Raw genomic sequence first — 16,383 nt, forward strand, 5'->3', positions numbered from 1 at the left:
TTCATTAGCCAAGCTTTGTAAGAATATCTTTTGCAAAGTCTTGTGCCGCTTTAAAATCATCTTCATTTGGGTGTACCGCAGCTTGTTTATGACGTGCATCGCGGTCGGCGGATTGACCGTGACTATGTCCCTTAGGGAACATTTTATACATCATTTCGATGACCTTAGGGTCTACCTTGCCTTGGCAGATGAATGTTCCTACAGGTTCTACACCATCGGGCAAACACTTTGCAGCATTGACCAGACTTTCCTTTGCATGTGCCATGTGTGGTGGCACACCAGCCGTGGCAAACAAGGCTACATGAGGGTTATGTAATGTACCGAGTACATCACGAGCTTCTTTATTGGCCGTTCCTTTATCTACCCAAAATCCTGCAAATACAAGATCATAGGATGCTATATCGGAAGGCAATTCTTTCATAGATACACAGGATGTACCTACTGGTAATACGCTAGCAATAGCCTCAGCTACTAGTTTCGTATTTCCCGTAAGGGATGAATATATAACAATAGACTTCATGTCTTACCTCCTATTTATATATCTATTATAGGATATGTAAGGTAGTCTTTTAATAAAATAAATCACAATATTATATGTAAGGAGGTTATATTTACTGTCACGTACTATTTTACTATTCTTAAAAGAGATACAGCATTCAAAATCATCATATATGCATCCCATATAGTACTTTCTAGTATTTATAACTATATCGATAATTTTAAGCATACTATATTCAAAAATTCCTAAATGTCAATATTGAATGTATAGAATTTTTTCGCTATAATCGTAACATAATGTATAAGCTCAATAAGAAAACTACCATATATTGTAGTTTTCTTATTTTTCTGATTAGATTTAACTTAAAGATATTTTATACTTTTCAGTCTAATCTTATATATGCTTAGATTAACAGTTTTATTACTTTTAAGACTCAAGGGGAACAGTAATGGAGATTATGATTAAGAAACGGGATGGCCATTTCGAGCCGTTGTCCGTTGAAAAAACGAAACGTATGATTGCCTTCGCATGTTTGGGGTTAGATTCTTGTGATCCACTAGAATTGGAAATGGATGCGAAGTTACAATTCGTTGATGGCATGACTACTAAAGAGATTCAAAAAACTTTAGTACAAACAGCTATCGAAAAGGTTATCTCTAAAAAAGACGATGGCTTCGGCAACCAAGTTAACAAAATGAACCAAGATTGGCAATTCGTAGCGGCTCGTCTATTCTTGTTCGACCTCTATAAAGAAGCTGCTATCACTCGCCGCTATAAAGCATTCGGCTATGGCAACTTCCCAAATCTTGTACACATGCTTGTAGAAGAGAAAAAATACGCTGACTTCTTCGTTACAGAATATACTGCTGACGAATTACAAGAGTTAGGCGACTACATCAAACCTAAACGAGACTATCTCTTCAACTATGAAGGTCTTAAATTGTTAGCTGACCGTTACTTGGTAAAAGGTTTCAACAAAGAAATCTACGAATTACCGCAAGAACGTTTCATGGCTATCGCTATGCACTTAGCATTAGTAGAAGGCAAAAACAAAGTAGAATACGCTAAAAAATTCTACGACTTGATGAGCCAATTAAAAATGACAACTGCTACACCTACATTGGCAAATGCGGGCACACCATTCCATCAATTGTCCTCTTGCTTCATCTCTGGTGTAGATGATAATTTATGGTCCATTTACGACGTAAACAGCAAGTTCTCTCGCGTATCTAAACACGGTGGTGCTCTTGGTATCTACCTTGGCAAGGTTCGTGCATTGAACTCCGATATCCGCGGTTTCAAAAACTCCTCTGGCGGTGTTATTCCTTGGATCCGCTTGTACAATGATACTGCAGTTGCAGTAGACCAATTGGGTAAACGTAAAGGCGGCGCGACAGTAACTCTCGATATTTGGCACAAAGACTTCTACGAATTCGTAGAGCTTCGTACAAACAATGGTGACGACCGTCGTAAAGCACATGATATCTTCCCTGCTATCTCCGTTCCAAACATCTTCATGGAACGTATGATTGCTCGTGAAAACTTCACCCTTTTCGACCCTCATGAAATCTTAGCTGTAAAAGGCTATGCCTTAGAGGACTACTTCGATACAGAAGACGAAAAAGAGTTTACAAAACGCTATATCGAATGTGAACAAGATCCTAACTTACACGGCATCGAAGTTCCGGCGCTAGACATGATGAAAAAAATCATGCGCTCCGCAGTTGAAACTGGTACACCGTTCATCTTCTTCCGCGATACTGTAAACGCTGCAAACCCTAACAAACATGCAGGTATGATTTACGCATCCAACTTGTGCCACGAAATCGCGCAAAATGTTGGCTTCACTAATCTTGCTGAAGAAATCATCAACGAAGATGGTACTATCACTACTAAAACAAATACAGGCGACATGGTTACATGTAACTTGAACTCCATCAGCCTTGGTCGTATTACTGACGAAGAATTGGAAGAAAACATTGCCCTTCAAATTCGCATGTTAGACAATGTTATTTCCATTAACCAAGCACCAGTACCAGAGTCTCGTATGACGTCTGATAAATACCGTGCTATCGGTCTTGGTACTTCTGGTTACCACCACTACCTCGTAAACCACGATATCCAATGGGAATCTGATGAGCACATTGAATTAGCGGATAAATTGTTCGAAAATATCGCTTACTATGCCATCAAAGCGTCCATGGAATTGGCTAAAGAAAAAGGTGCCTACCCTGCGTTCAAAGGTTCTGAATGGGAAACTGGTGCATACTTCACACGTCGTGGCTACACATCTGATCGTTGGAAACAATTGGCTGCAGACGTTGCAAAATACGGCATCCGCAATGGTTACTTGATGGCTGTAGCGCCTACTGGTTCTACTTCCAACATTGCAAACACAACGGCTGGTATCGACCCTATCTTCAAAAAGTTCTTCATCGAAGAAAAGAAAGGTTCTTTCACACCAAAAACTGCTCCAGATTTGAACAACAAAACATTCTGGCTCTACAAAGAGGCGCATACAATCGATCAACAATGGTCCATCAAAGCTTGTGGCGTACGTCAACGTCATATTGACCAAGCACAATCTTTCAACTTGTATATTACACCTCAAATGAAAGCGAAAGAAATTCTAGACCTTTACGTTGAGGCCTACAAACAAGGGATTAAAACAATCTACTACATCCGTAACCAATCCCTTGAAATGGATGAGTGCACTAGCTGCTCCTCCTAATACTAGATGTGTATATAAATCTGATGACGACCTATAGCAGTATAGGTCTCATCGTTGTATAAAGGAGTCCTACTATGGATAAAAAACTGATCTTCAACGAACATGGTGAACGTGGCACGCAAGCTATGATTGGTGGCAATACCACAAACCTTCGCGAATGGAACCGTATCAAATACGACTGGGCTAACCAAATGTACCGTACGATGCTCAACAACTTCTGGATTCCTGAAGAGATTTCCTTGAATGAAGACGTTAAGCAATTCCCATACTTAACAGATTACGAACGCCGTGCATTTGACAAAATCATTGCATTCTTGAACTTCCTTGATTCTATTCAATCTGAAAACTTGCCTAACTTGAGCCGCTATATTACAGCATCTGAAGTGGCGTCCTTATTGAATATCCAAGCATTCCAAGAGGAAATTCACGCCCAAAGTTATTCCTATATTTTGGACACTGTAACAAACCCTATTACACGTGACAAAATCTATGACGAATGGCGTACAGATAAAACATTGCTCGCTCGTAATCGCTTCATCGCCGATGCATACCAACGTTTCAGCGACGATCCTAGCGAAGCAAACCTTATTCATACAATTATTGCTAACTATATCTTAGAAGGTATCTACTTCTACTCTGGTTTTAGCTTCTTCTACACTTTGGCACGCCAAGGTAAAATGACAGCTACATCCACTATTTTCAAATATATCAACCGCGACGAAGTAACTCACCTTGTATTGTTCCAAAACATCATCCGCGAGTTACGTCGTGAACGTACTGACTTGTTCACACCTGAACTAGAAGCGAAAATTACGGACATGATTCGCCAAGGTGCAGAGAACGAAATCGCTTGGGGTCAATACATCACTGATGATAAAATCCTCGGTCTTAACAACGTTCTTATCGAACGCTATATCAAATACCTTGCAAATATCCGCTTAGAAGCAATCGGCTTACCTCATCTATATCCTGAAATCAAGGATAATCCAATGGAATGGATCGAAAGCTTCTCCAACTTGAATAGCACAAAAACTGACTTCTTCGAAGCAAAAGTTACAAACTATACAAAAGCAGCAGCATTTGATTTTGATGACTTAGAATAATAATACAAAAGATAAAAGAAAAAGTGATTCTCACGATGTGAGAATCACTTTTTTCTTTATAAAGGTTATTCGGTTAATAACTATTAACCAGCTGTATATGGGCTGAATCGACCAGCAAATAGGTAGGAACCCATTTTGCCGAGTTTAGCAGCAAAGATAGAAGCTACAATACCTAAAATAATCATAATCCATGCATTATCTGCATTTACGCCATCAGTAATAGCAATATAGGCTTGTACACAGGACAAGATGAAGTAAATGATTGTTAAGTAAATTTTCGCTTTTGGAATCTTAGACTTTCCTGTTTTGTAACGTAATATACTACCGATATAGCCAGAGATACCACCAATAATAACGAGGAGTGGTAGAATCATTGCTACTAATGTAATAGCAGAGAATAATACATCTGCAATAGATGGAATTACCAATGCGATAACAGGTACTAAGAAAGAAGCTGCTGTTGCTGCGATTGGGAAATGTACCGCAATTGGATGTAAATGAAGATCTAGCAATTTTTCGCGTTTAGGATCAATGCGCCGTGGCTTGTAATCCATCCAAACTGTTGGAGGGAAACCACATGTTGGACAAGGTTGATCTCTGTATTTAGCTTCTTCAATATATCCGCATACACGGCAAATTATCCATTCTGTACCTGGTTCAGGTGTTGGTTTAGCTGCGGTAGAACTTGTTGCTGCCATAGCTGCTTTTTGTTCTGCTGTCATTATTAAATCTCCTTACTTAAGAAATTCTATATAATTGAATAATAATTATTATTTATCTATATTATAGCACAACTCTCTAATTAAAAGTAAAATTTATATACTTATTTATAAATTAAATATATTGCTCTACTAATGCACCTATAGTCAAAGGCAGCGGCATTTGAATTTGATAACTTAGAATAATAACAAAAAGATACCCAATCCAAAACTTTGGATTGGGTATCTTTTTATCGCTTATATTTAGGAATTTCTTGATATTGTAGTACATTACCTTCTGTAATATCTAGTACACTTCGCCATATAGAACTTCATTTGCCTTAGAGGCAACTACATATTTTACAGCACCATAAGGAGTTTTTATAAAGTCCTTTTGAACTGCCGTATTTTTCTTATCAATAGAGCCGTTTGGTAAATAGAAGGTATCAGAGATAGTACGTGTCTTCATACCTGAATTCTGTCTCTTACTATCTTCTACCAGTCTAATTACATCCTCCAAAGTAAGGTCTGTTCTATTTTTGTAAGAAAGTGTTAAGTTTCTAATAGATCGGGCAGATTCCATCACGACTTCATCTTTAAATTCACCGATTAAGCCTTGATTATGAGGTATTATGATGGATGTAACCTCCATGCGGCGCTCTTTAGGTTCTACGCTCAGCTTAATTGTTTTTGTATCTAAATATAAATACATCCCTTTTTCATCAGCTAATAGCTTATACCGTTCAGGTTGGGATTGCACCTCAGCCAAGGAAACCGCATCGGCATATGTTGTCATACCTGCTACAAAAGCGAGGGCCAATGCAGCTACTTTTACAAATTTAAACATCTCTCGTCTCTCTAAACCAAATACTATCATATAAAAATATATATGAATTTCAAAAATAATCCCCAACACCACCCTCGTTTGTACAGTTGACACGTGGTAATACATTGTAAATTGTATCAATACATTTGTGCGCAAATAGGCCTACACTGTAGATTTTCATTCGCCCCATGAATGTATTCATAATAAGCTTGGTAAAAGCAAAGTTTTTGTGTCCACCCTGTTTCAAACTACCAACTATATTAGCTTTCAATCAATTCAGTTGTCCAGTTAGCAGACTGCAATAGATTGTCTAATAAACGAACTTGTTTAGCGATGTGATCAGCTTCTTTTTGGATATCTCTAACATTAACGGTCGGTATTAATTTAATCTCAGACCCTCTTGCGCGGAAATTAATACTACCTGCGCTATTCGCCAATGTTCTATAAGCACTGAGACGCAATGTAGCACTATCTTTTTCCGCAATGATTTCAGTAATAGAACGACCTTCTACAATAGTTTTACAATTCGTTAAATTAATATCAGCAATTAATTTTTGAAGTCTAGTTACACATTGATCTAATGCTTTTAAGAGCTCTTCAGGGCTCTCATTCGGTACTTCCCCTTCTTGTACTAAACTATTGGAAGTTAAACGAAGCTCTAAATCGCTGATTTTATAATTTAAATCAGCTCGTTCTTGTAATGCTTCTGCTAGTTTCATGAATTTTCACCTCACAACAAAAAATATATTAATTTGCTTATTAAACACTATGTACAATACATATATCCGCTAATTCTTATTATACAACGCAATTCAATGGCTTATAAAACCTTCCGCATCATCACGTGTGGGCAACCTTCATCTAGGTATTCCTCCCCTTCGGCCTTATAGCCAAGGGATTCGTAGAATGGTTTTGCCTGTACTTGTGCCGACAAAGAGCAGGTTTTAAATCCATCGCGGCGAATGCCGTTTTCTGCGGCCATCATAATCTTAGTACCTAGGTGTTGTCCACGATACAACTTACGTACCGCCATGCGACCAATATGGGCATCTCCAGCTACGTCACTTGGAAAATATCGACACGTACCTGCTGCTTTTCCATCTATCGATAAGAGAACAAATTTTGCAGTCTCATCGATTTCATCAAACTCGTCTTCAAAGCCCTGTTCTTTCATAAACACATCGATACGAATTTGTTTTATTTCATCAGTTATATGATCTAAGATTTGAATAATCATATCTCCTCCACAGCTATTCATATATCGCTATTTGTGTAAAATCATTTTTGTTATACTGTACCTAAGAGAGTCAATTGACGTGAGTTAGGTTCATCACCGAAAGGTGGTGATACTATGACAAAACATGAAATTACATATGTAGTTATCATAATTTTGTTATCCGTAGTTACTATCATTGCTTTAGTTAAATAAGGTAATGAAAACGCCTAACGTAATGAGGTGGCTAGACCTCTAACACGTTAGGCGCATCATTTTTACCCAAATTTTAGATGAGCCTAACGCTACCGACACGTTGATTGGCTCTCTTTATAAACTCATTATACTACAATTTAGTGATGAATAGCAAAAATCATTTTTATGCAAAAGGCCTTATTATATCTACTTTTCTAACAACTCACTAAACAAATTATTTTTAAAACTTCCATGAAATTTAATTTTAAGTATTGCATAATTTTATCATTTGGGTTTATACTATACCCAACATTTTAGAAAGGAGCAACCAAAGATGACTAACCAAATTAGCCTCGCTACAAAACAATACTTTTATTGGTTCTTTATCCAACGTACGGGTAAGGAACTATTTGTGGTGCGCTAATTAAGATTGAGTTATTATTAGTTGCTTAGAATAGTAAAAGGGCTACCCGTATTAGATTACGGGTGGCCCTTTTTTGTTTGCTATCCCGTATGGTAAGCCCTACTATTCACTGTAGTTACAAGGAGGAATTATCATGATTATTACATTGAAACAAAACGCAGCACAAACAGAGGTATCTCGTTTACGCAGTGAATTAGAGGCTCAAGGATTTGTTATTCATCCTGTAGAAGGCACGCGCTACAATATTTTAGGTCTTATCGGTGATACTGCATCTCTTGATGCGCGTCAAATCGAATCTCTTGATTTCGTAGATAAAGTAACTCGTATTCAAGAGCCATACAAAAAAGCAAATCGTAAATTCCATCCCGATGATTCTGTAATCAATGTAGGTGGTGTATTGATCGGTGGCGGTCACTTCGCAGTAATGGCTGGCCCTTGCTCCGTTGAAACACCTGAACAAGTAATTGAAACAGCAAAAGCTTGTAAAGAAGCTGGTGCTACCATCCTTCGTGGCGGCGCTTTCAAACCTCGTACTTCTCCATACTCCTTCCAAGGCATGGGTCCAGAAGGTTTGGAATTGTTAGAGCTTGCTAAAAAAGAAACAGGTCTTCCTATCGTTTCCGAAGTTATGGATATTTCCCAATTACAATACTTCGATAACGTAGATATGCTTCAAATCGGCGCTCGTAACATGCAAAACTTCACACTGTTAAAAGAAGTAGGTAAATTAAATAAGCCAGTTCTTTTAAAACGTGGTTTATCTGCTACATACGAAGAATGGTTGATGGCTGCTGAGTACATCATGTCCGAAGGCAATGAACAAGTTGTATTATGCGAACGCGGTATCCGCACATTCGAAACTAAAACTCGCAATACCTTAGATGTAACAGCCATCCCTATGATGCACGAATTATCTCACTTACCAATCATCATGGACCCTAGCCACGCAGCAGGTATGAGCCGCATGGTTCGTCCACTTTCTCTTGCATCTGTAGGCGGCGGTGCAGACGGCCTTATGATCGAAGTTCACAACGATCCTTCCAAAGCATTATGCGATGGCCCTCAAGCATTACGTCCAGATCAATTCACTAGCCTTATGAAAGAAATTATCGCATTGCGCCAAGCATTGGTTGAATGCACTAAATAATCTTAAATACCACACAAATAAGCTAGTATCCGTTATAATAGATACTAGCTTATTCTTTTAAGAAAGGAATCGTTATGACTCGCATCCATATTAATGCGTCCACACCGTATGACGTTGTCATCGAGGAAGGCGCTTTACAACGCATCACCGATTATATTAAACCGTTAAAACCAAATTGCCGTGTTATCATCGTCAGCGACAGCAATGTAGCGCCGCACTATTTGGATTCTGTGAAAGCTAATATGGAACATGCCGGTTATACTGTTTGTGATTATGTATTTCCTGCTGGTGAAAGCTCAAAAAACGCTCATCAACTCATCGATTTAGTAGAGTACATGGCGGCTCAATCGTTAACCCGTAAAGACCTCCTCATTGCTCTTGGCGGTGGTGTTGTAGGTGATATGGCAGGCTTTGCAGCAGCTACATACCTACGTGGTATAGACTATGTACAGGTCCCTACCTCTCTATTAGCTGCCGTAGACTCCTCTGTAGGTGGTAAAACAGCGGTTAATCTCGAAGCGGGTAAAAACCTTTGGGGTGCTTTCAAACAACCTATCCTCGTCCTCTGTGATCCAACGACACTCAATACATTGCCAGACATGGAATGGAAAAATGGATGTGGCGAGATTATCAAATACGGATTCCTCGATGTACCAGGTTTATTAACCCAACTCGAACATAAACCATTAATTAAGCATCGCGGTAGCGTTAGTGGCGTAATTGCCCGTTGTGTACAAGCTAAAGCAGATATCGTTGAGCAAGATGAACGCGAATCTGGTGTTCGCGCCCTCTTAAATCTAGGTCATACCTTTGGTCACGGCATCGAAAAGGCAAGCCAATTTGAAGTACATCATGGTTACGCCGTAGCGATTGGCATGGTCCTCATGGCGCAAGGTGCGGTAAAACATGGAGAATTAGATGCCGAGGCATTAGAAAAATTAAAAGCCCTCATCGAAGCACACGATTTGCCAACTACGACGACTATAACGAAAGAAGAAATTTTAGCCGCTGCTAAGCACGATAAAAAAAGTGAAGGAGCAACCATTAAAATTGTAGTTCCTACTAGCTATGGCCACAGCGAACTCAAGGTGGTAACACACGAAGAGCTTGCAACCTATTTAGACTAAGGAGATTTATATGCATTCTGTAACGAACGCCATCCCTACAGGGACTATCGCGTCCATCCCGGCAAAGGCCCATGCACATCGTACATTGATTTGTGCAGCCCTTGCTACCTCTCCATCTACCATATTACTGAGTCGTACCTCTAAGGATATCGATGCAACGATGGACTCCTTGCGAGGCTTAGGTGCTCACGTAGTATATGAAAATAAAGTTGTTACCGTTACACCAGGCCCCGCTCCTGCAAAGGGCAATGTAGTACCTCACGAATCAGGAACTACATTACGCCTTTTATTACCTGTAGCAGCATCCATCTGTAACGATGTAGACGTAGATGCTAAAGGTCGTTTGCCAGATCGTCCTCTAGAACCTATGCTCGGCGAAATGAAAGCGCACGGCGTAACGTTTTCCCAAGATAAACCTCCATTCACTATGACAGGTCGTCTCCAAGGGGGCAATTTCTCCATGGTAGGCGATGTGAGCAGTCAATTCTTCTCTGGATTATTGTTGGCAGCCCCTCAAATCGGCTTATCTACTATTACCTCTACTACGCCACTACAATCTAGCGATTATGTAACACTAACTACTGAAACAATGCGAGATTTTGGTGTCGAAGTAGAACACACCTTACCAGACACTGATATTAATGAGGCTTTCACAGTCCCATTTGGTGCGTCCTTCATAGGTCGTGATAATTACCAAATCGAAGGCGACTGGTCTAACGCAGCAATCTGGATGGTGGCAGCCGGTATGACAGGCAAACCAATTACGATTACAGGCATGAACAAAAACTCTGTACAAGCGGACCGCCGCATCATGCAAGTTATGATTGATGCTGGTTGTGATGTTGTCTGGGATGGTATGAATGTGACGGTCACGGGTCGCGCTTCCAAACCAATTCATGCAGACCTTGAGCAAATGCCTGATATGTTGCCTGTTATGGCAGCCCTTGCTTGCTCTATTTCTGGTGAAAGCGCCTTTGTTAAGGGTGCTCGCCTACGCTTGAAAGAATCTGATCGCCTCGTAGCCGTTGCTAATCTCGTAAGAGACTTAGGTGGCACAGTTCGTGAAGAAGGCGATGACCTATACATCATCGGTAGTGGTATACTTAAAGGTGGACAAGGTGATTGCGTAAATGACCATCGCCTCGTTATGGCAGGCACATTGATGGCCCTCATCAGTGAAACCCCTGTAATACTAAAAGATAGCGAAGCTATCACAAAATCCTATCCAGACTTTTTTGAGGACTGGAACTTACTAGGTGGTAATGCACAACCGGTATAGATTTCCAATCTTATCAGATGTGCTTCAATAAATAGCAATTAGTAATACGTACTATATAGTAGGAGTTAATATAATGGCATCTAATTTCGGTAAAACCATACAAGTATCTACCTTTGGCGCCTCTCACGGCTATGCCATTGGCGGTATCGTAGAAGGCTTACCTTGTGGACATACCATCGACATCGATGAACTAAGAGCCTTCATGAAGCGCCGTGCGCCAGGTCAAAATCAATTACAAACGCAACGTAAGGAAGCCGATGTGCCTGAGTTTTTAGCTGGTATGGTGGACGGTATGCTCAGTGGTTCCCCATTGGCATTTATGATTCGCAATACATCGCAACACTCTAGCGATTACAATAACTTACGCGACATCCCTCGCCCATCTCATGCGGACTTCACGGCTCGCATGCGCTACGGTGACAAGGTAGATATGCGCGGTGGTGGCCACTTCTCAGCACGTTTGACAGCACCTCTTTGCGTAGCTGGTGGTATTGCAATCCAGTTATTACGTGAAAAAGGAATCGAAATCCACGGCCATTTAAAACAAGTGGGAACGATCCAAGATGCTCCTATCGATATGGTTCATCCAGATATGAAAGCATTAGCTAGTATCGCCACAGAACCAATCGCTATGCTCGATGCAGATAAACGGGCTGAAGTGGAAAAACTTGTAATGCAGCTTAAAAAGGACGGTGACTCTACGGGCGGTATCGTTGAAGTCGTTGCTACTGGTCTACCAATTGGATTAGGGAATCCAAACTTTGATGGCATTGAAAACCGATTAGCTCGCGTTATCTTTGGCGTACCAGCCATTAAAGGCATATCCTTCGGCGGTGGCTTTGACATGTGCTCTCGTCTAGGCTCCGAAGTAAACGATGCTTTCACCATGAACGGTGACAAGATTACAACAACTACCAATAATAGTGGTGGTATCCAAGGCGGTATTACTAATGGTTTACCGCTCGTTATGCAAGTAGGCATCAAGCCAACACCATCCATTTATAAAGAACAACAGTCTGTGTCACTTTCACAAAAAGAGGACACATTACTCACCATTAAAGGTCGTCACGACCCATGCGTAGCGCTTCGTGCAGTGCCTGTAATCGAAGCCGTTACAGCCCTCGTCATTCTTGATTTCTTAGGAGATATTGACCATGAACTTAGATGAAGTACGCGTTAAGATTAACGACATAAACGACCAAATGCTCGCCCTCTTCAAAGAGCGCATGGAACTCTCCAAGGACGTTGCGGCGGCAAAAAAAGAAATGAATAAAGCCATTTATGATGCAAAACGGGAACGGGATATTCTCGACAAAGTAACGAGAGATGCAGGCCCTGATCTCGATCTATATGCGCGCCGTTTCTTCGAAGCATTATTTAGCTTGAGCCGTACCTATCAGTCTGAACAATTATTCCAAGACAACGAATTCACTATAAAAATGAAAAAAGCCATTGAGCAATCTCCTACCTTGCCGCCTCAACGGGGCAGCGTAGCTTGTGCTGGTGTATTCGGTAGCAATGCTCAAATGGCGTGCGATAAATTATTGCCCCTCAGCCAAATTCACTACGTAACGGGCTTCCGTGCCGTATTTGATGCGGTGGAATCCGGCGAATGTCAATTTGGTGTATTACCTATCGAAAACAGCTCCAATGGTTCTGTAAAAGAAGTATATGACCTCTTAGAAGAGCGCAAATGCTATATTGTACGCGGTACACGCCTTTGGATTTCTCACGATCTACTCGTGAAGAAGGGCACGAAACTTGAAGATATTCATACTATTATCTCTCATCCTCAAGCATTGGGCCAATGTAGTCACTTCCTAGATACATTAGAGGGCGTAGAATTACGTTCCTTCGATAATACGGCTCGTGCAGCACAAATGGTAGCAGCTAGTGATGATCCAGGTGTCGCAGCTATTGCAGCACCTCAATGTGCAGACTTGTACAACTTGTCACCATTGATGCGCAATATCCAAAATAGCGATAACAACTATACGCGCTTTATCTGCATCAGCAAGGACTTCCATGTGTACCCAGGGGCCAATAAAATCTCTGTAGTAACCACAGCAAGCCATGCTCCAGGTGGTCTTGGTACATTGCTTACCAAATTTGCTAACATCGGCGTAAACCTTACAAAGCTCGAATCCCGCCCTATCGTAGGCCATAACTTTGAGTTCTTGTTCTACCTCGATTTAGAAGCATCCTTAGCGGATCCAAAGGTATTATCCGTTCTAGCAGAACTTCATACATCACAAGATAAGTTCCGCTTACTCGGCAACTACCCTGAAAACTAATATATTCATCTGTACTAGTACCTATAAGGGCATATATAGTACAATGAATATAGTTATAAAACTTCAATGGCTAATAGGTACCAGCCTATTAGCCATTCTATGTATATTGACCTAGGAGGTCCTATGAAATTTGGTTTACTTGGCCGTACGTTGGGCCATAGCTTTTCCCCTCGCATTCATAGTGCGTTAGGGAATACAAATTACGAATTATTTGAAAGAGAACCAAGCCAATTGCAAGAGTTCTTTGATGACCAAAAATTACAAGGCATCAATATTACCTTCCCTTACAAGGTAAATGCCCTTGAAGCTTGTGATGTAGTTGACCCTCGTGCGCAGCGCATCGGTTGTGTGAATACAATGGTCCGCAAAGACGGTAAATGGCATGGCTATAATACAGACTATGATGGCTTTGTATTTACACTACAACATGCTGGTATCGATGTATCTGGCAAGGAATGTATCATCCTTGGCGATGGCGCTTCCTCTGCTACCGTTCACGTAGCACTCGAGGACTTAGGGGCAAAGAGTATCACTCATTTGTCTCGTAAAACGGCTCCGTTCTATAACGATGCACCTAATTACTACGAAACAGCGCAGATTATTATCAACTGCACACCTATCGGTATGTATCCTCACAATCCGGCTAGCCTCATCGATCTAATGCAGTTCTCCAAGCTAGAAGGTGTTGTCGACCTTATCTATAATCCACGCCGCACGATTCTATTACTACAAGCTGAAATGATGGATGTTCCTCACTGTGATGGCCTGCCATTCCTTGTGGCACAAGGCGTTGAGGCGGCTAACCATTTCCAAGGTGAAAGCTTTGGCACCAAAGAAATCGAGCAAATCTTACGGGATATGCGCCGTGAAAAGGAGAATATCATTCTCATCGGCATGCCTGGTGTAGGTAAAACAACAGTTGGTAAAGCCCTTGGGGAAGAAATGGGCCGTACCTGCGTTGATGTAGATCAAGAACTAGAAAAAGAAATCGGTGACATTTCCACCTATATTACGGAACAAGGGGAACCAGCATTCCGTGAAAAAGAAGCGGAAATGATTGCAAAACTCGGTACTCAAACAGGACTTGTGATCTCCACTGGTGGTGGCTGTGTAACAGTACCTAAAAACTATGCACACCTACGCCAAAATGGTCGCATTTACCAATTAACACAACCAGTAGAAAACCTATCTACCTCTGGTCGTGTTCTCTCTAGTGGCGGTATCGAGCGCTTACGCGAACTAGAAGCAACGCGTACACCAATGTATGAAAGCTTTGCGCAATGCATCGTAGAACATAATCGCAATGCGCCAGAAACAGTAGCGGCAATCCTAGAAGACTTTGAAGCAAACTTATTGTAAGAGTTTATATATCATATTTGTAAAATACTTTACAGATACATCGGTAAGAGTATCTATATCTGAATTGGTAAAATCCTCAACAGATTTATAAGTAATTATATTTACATCTGTATTTCTAGATAAAACTAAAACTCATATCATGAAATAATGATATAAGGGTTATAGGACAAAACGTGTTGGTTTTATAGGGGATGGAGCCAGTAAATTACTGCTTCCATCGCCATTTTAAGTTCTTTTGATAAACTTAGAGGGTGGACAAAATGTGTTGGTAAAAAGTCCCAAACCCCTTGATTTTACTGGCTTCAATAAGGTTATATCTTCTTAGAAAATCGTGTTCTAAGTGGAGGGAATAATCATGCTGGTAAGATGTATAAATTGTGGATTTTCTTGTCAAAAATATGGGAAAACTAAAGCTGGATCACAACGATGGCATTGTAAGCAGTGTAACATCACCTTTACACAAACTATTGATAATACTACTAAATGTTTTCATCGATTTCTAAATTGGTTATTTAGTAAAGAAACACAACAGGACATGCCTGGGCAGGGCCGTACATTTCGTAGACAGATAGCTGATTTCTGGCAAATATGGCCTATGCCGCCCAAAATTGAAACCTCGAGAGATGTGGTATTCGTTGATGGTATTTACTTAGCTAAAAAAGCTTGTATTTTGATCTGTTATGATGGTGAATATGTATTAGGGTGGTATTTATGTAGGTCAGAACAGTCTCGCTCATGGCAAGCTCTTATGCAGCGAATAGCGACACCCATTGTGGTCGTTTCTGATGGTGGACCTGGTCTTAGAAAAGCATTAAAAAAAGTTTGGCGTACCGCCAAGCTTCAACGTTGTATTGTTCATGCCGTATGGCAAGTGCATCGCTACACTACTAGACGACCTAAGACGTTAGCAGGCATTATGTTAAAAGATTTAGCAAGCGATTTATATAGTGTAAAAACACAGGAAGATGCACAAATATGGATTCAACGATTATTTAATTGGAGAGTGACTTTTAAAGAGTTTCTAAGTGAAATGACACGTGATAGTAATGATAATTTAAGAGCTACGCATGAACGCTTATTAAAAGCCTATAACTCTCTAGTGGTGTTAATTAATACAGAGACAATGTTTCGATATTTAGATGAAACATTGGTGTTAGATAAAGAATGTCCGAGGACTAATAACCCTATTGAAGGTGGGGTAAACGCACAACTCAGACGTTTATTGCGGTACCATCGAGGGATGTCTGTAGAAAAACGCATAAAAGCGGTCTTTTGGTGGTGTTATTTACACTCACCAAGACCGCTTCCTGCAAAAGAAATACTTAAGGTAATGCCAACTGATGCGAGTATTTCTAAAATATATAGATCTATGAATGAAAGAGCCCAACTTCAAGGCATAATTCCAACTTGGGGGGATGCCATTTCTTGGGGTGATTTGCATAACTATGACAAATTATCTTTCAATGATTGGGATTAAAGTACCAACAC

The 16,383-nt window shown here is 40.5% G+C and carries 14 protein-coding genes; 9 read left to right on the forward strand and 5 right to left on the reverse strand.

From position 1 onward, the window contains the following. Positions 1–4 precede the first annotated feature (4 nt). On the reverse strand, positions 5–520 hold the full coding sequence (locus VEHSUH06_RS05880) for a flavodoxin family protein (protein WP_105098132.1): 516 nt from the start codon (positions 518–520) through the stop codon (positions 5–7). Between the two features lie 427 nt (positions 521–947). On the opposite strand from VEHSUH06_RS05880, the gene VEHSUH06_RS05885 reads away from it, so the two are divergent. After that, positions 948–3,230, forward strand: coding sequence for a ribonucleoside-diphosphate reductase subunit alpha (locus tag VEHSUH06_RS05885; RefSeq protein WP_105098133.1), 2,283 nt, complete (start codon positions 948–950; stop codon positions 3,228–3,230). Between the two features lie 74 nt (positions 3,231–3,304). After that, positions 3,305–4,333 (forward strand): ribonucleotide-diphosphate reductase subunit beta, encoded by a 1,029-nt coding sequence (locus VEHSUH06_RS05890; protein WP_105098134.1) that lies wholly within the window; start codon positions 3,305–3,307, stop codon positions 4,331–4,333. 83 nt (positions 4,334–4,416) lie between these two features. Here the strand turns inward: VEHSUH06_RS05890 and VEHSUH06_RS05895 are convergent, their stop codons facing one another. From VEHSUH06_RS05895 to VEHSUH06_RS05915, 4 genes are all read right to left on the reverse strand, one after another. Next, entirely contained in the window at positions 4,417–5,055 is a 639-nt protein-coding gene (locus VEHSUH06_RS05895; RefSeq protein ID WP_105098135.1) for a hypothetical protein, read from the reverse strand. Positions 5,056–5,338: 283 nt separating this feature from the next. Then, a complete protein-coding gene (locus VEHSUH06_RS05900) occupies positions 5,339–5,878 on the reverse strand; it encodes a hypothetical protein (RefSeq protein ID WP_105098136.1) in 540 nt (179 codons plus the stop codon). Between the two features lie 239 nt (positions 5,879–6,117). Continuing rightward, positions 6,118–6,576: a DIP1984 family protein gene (locus VEHSUH06_RS05910; RefSeq protein WP_105098138.1), complete on the reverse strand. Its 459-nt coding sequence runs from the start codon at positions 6,574–6,576 to the stop codon at positions 6,118–6,120. Positions 6,577–6,677: 101 nt separating this feature from the next. Next, on the reverse strand, positions 6,678–7,094 hold the full coding sequence (locus VEHSUH06_RS05915) for a GNAT family N-acetyltransferase (protein WP_105098139.1): 417 nt from the start codon (positions 7,092–7,094) through the stop codon (positions 6,678–6,680). A 728-nt stretch (positions 7,095–7,822) separates the two neighbouring features. On the opposite strand from VEHSUH06_RS05915, the gene aroF reads away from it, so the two are divergent. The 7 genes from aroF to VEHSUH06_RS05950 all read left to right on the forward strand — a co-directional run bounded on the left by aroF (position 7,823) and on the right by VEHSUH06_RS05950 (position 16,372). Further along, positions 7,823–8,836: a 3-deoxy-7-phosphoheptulonate synthase gene (aroF, locus tag VEHSUH06_RS05920; RefSeq protein ID WP_009352378.1), complete on the forward strand. Its 1,014-nt coding sequence runs from the start codon at positions 7,823–7,825 to the stop codon at positions 8,834–8,836. Between the two features lie 74 nt (positions 8,837–8,910). Then, positions 8,911–9,963 carry a 3-dehydroquinate synthase gene (gene aroB, locus VEHSUH06_RS05925; RefSeq protein ID WP_105098140.1) on the forward strand — a complete coding sequence of 351 codons (1,053 nt, stop codon included), beginning with the start codon at positions 8,911–8,913 and terminating at the stop codon, positions 9,961–9,963. A 10-nt stretch (positions 9,964–9,973) separates the two neighbouring features. Then, positions 9,974–11,242 (forward strand): 3-phosphoshikimate 1-carboxyvinyltransferase, encoded by a 1,269-nt coding sequence (gene aroA, locus VEHSUH06_RS05930; RefSeq protein WP_105098141.1) that lies wholly within the window; start codon positions 9,974–9,976, stop codon positions 11,240–11,242. A gap of 73 nt (positions 11,243–11,315) precedes the next feature. Next, the gene (gene aroC / locus VEHSUH06_RS05935) at positions 11,316–12,410 is read left to right on the forward strand and encodes a chorismate synthase (RefSeq protein ID WP_105098142.1); all 1,095 of its coding nucleotides are present in this window, start codon (positions 11,316–11,318) and stop codon (positions 12,408–12,410) included. Next, on the forward strand, positions 12,397–13,536 hold the full coding sequence (locus tag VEHSUH06_RS05940) for a bifunctional chorismate mutase/prephenate dehydratase (protein ID WP_009352476.1): 1,140 nt from the start codon (positions 12,397–12,399) through the stop codon (positions 13,534–13,536). Before aroC ends, VEHSUH06_RS05940 begins: the two co-directional genes overlap by 14 nt. 123 nt (positions 13,537–13,659) lie before the next feature. After that, complete coding sequence (locus VEHSUH06_RS05945) at positions 13,660–14,895, forward strand: shikimate kinase (RefSeq protein WP_105098143.1); 1,236 nt, start codon at positions 13,660–13,662, stop codon at positions 14,893–14,895. A 355-nt stretch (positions 14,896–15,250) separates the two neighbouring features. Then, positions 15,251–16,372 (forward strand): IS256-like element ISVat2 family transposase, encoded by a 1,122-nt coding sequence (locus VEHSUH06_RS05950; protein WP_105097717.1) that lies wholly within the window; start codon positions 15,251–15,253, stop codon positions 16,370–16,372. Positions 16,373–16,383 lie beyond the last annotated feature (11 nt).

This window comes from Veillonella sp. S13053-19, assembly GCF_002959835.1.
Taxonomy (GTDB): domain Bacteria; phylum Bacillota; class Negativicutes; order Veillonellales; family Veillonellaceae; genus Veillonella; species Veillonella rogosae.

Coding starts and splice junctions, on each gene's coding strand:
- aroC (WP_105098142.1), top strand. CDS start 11,316: ATGGCATCTAATTTCGGTAAAACCATACAAGTATCTACCTTTGGCGCC.
- VEHSUH06_RS05900 (WP_105098136.1), bottom strand. CDS start 5,878: ATGTTTAAATTTGTAAAAGTAGCTGCATTGGCCCTCGCTTTTGTAGCA.
- VEHSUH06_RS05910 (WP_105098138.1), bottom strand. CDS start 6,576: ATGAAACTAGCAGAAGCATTACAAGAACGAGCTGATTTAAATTATAAA.
- VEHSUH06_RS05880 (WP_105098132.1), bottom strand. CDS start 520: ATGAAGTCTATTGTTATATATTCATCCCTTACGGGAAATACGAAACTA.
- aroF (WP_009352378.1), top strand. CDS start 7,823: ATGATTATTACATTGAAACAAAACGCAGCACAAACAGAGGTATCTCGT.
- VEHSUH06_RS05885 (WP_105098133.1), top strand. CDS start 948: ATGGAGATTATGATTAAGAAACGGGATGGCCATTTCGAGCCGTTGTCC.
- VEHSUH06_RS05940 (WP_009352476.1), top strand. CDS start 12,397: ATGAACTTAGATGAAGTACGCGTTAAGATTAACGACATAAACGACCAA.
- VEHSUH06_RS05950 (WP_105097717.1), top strand. CDS start 15,251: ATGCTGGTAAGATGTATAAATTGTGGATTTTCTTGTCAAAAATATGGG.
- VEHSUH06_RS05890 (WP_105098134.1), top strand. CDS start 3,305: ATGGATAAAAAACTGATCTTCAACGAACATGGTGAACGTGGCACGCAA.
- VEHSUH06_RS05945 (WP_105098143.1), top strand. CDS start 13,660: ATGAAATTTGGTTTACTTGGCCGTACGTTGGGCCATAGCTTTTCCCCT.
- aroA (WP_105098141.1), top strand. CDS start 9,974: ATGCATTCTGTAACGAACGCCATCCCTACAGGGACTATCGCGTCCATC.
- aroB (WP_105098140.1), top strand. CDS start 8,911: ATGACTCGCATCCATATTAATGCGTCCACACCGTATGACGTTGTCATC.
- VEHSUH06_RS05895 (WP_105098135.1), bottom strand. CDS start 5,055: ATGACAGCAGAACAAAAAGCAGCTATGGCAGCAACAAGTTCTACCGCA.
- VEHSUH06_RS05915 (WP_105098139.1), bottom strand. CDS start 7,094: ATGATTATTCAAATCTTAGATCATATAACTGATGAAATAAAACAAATT.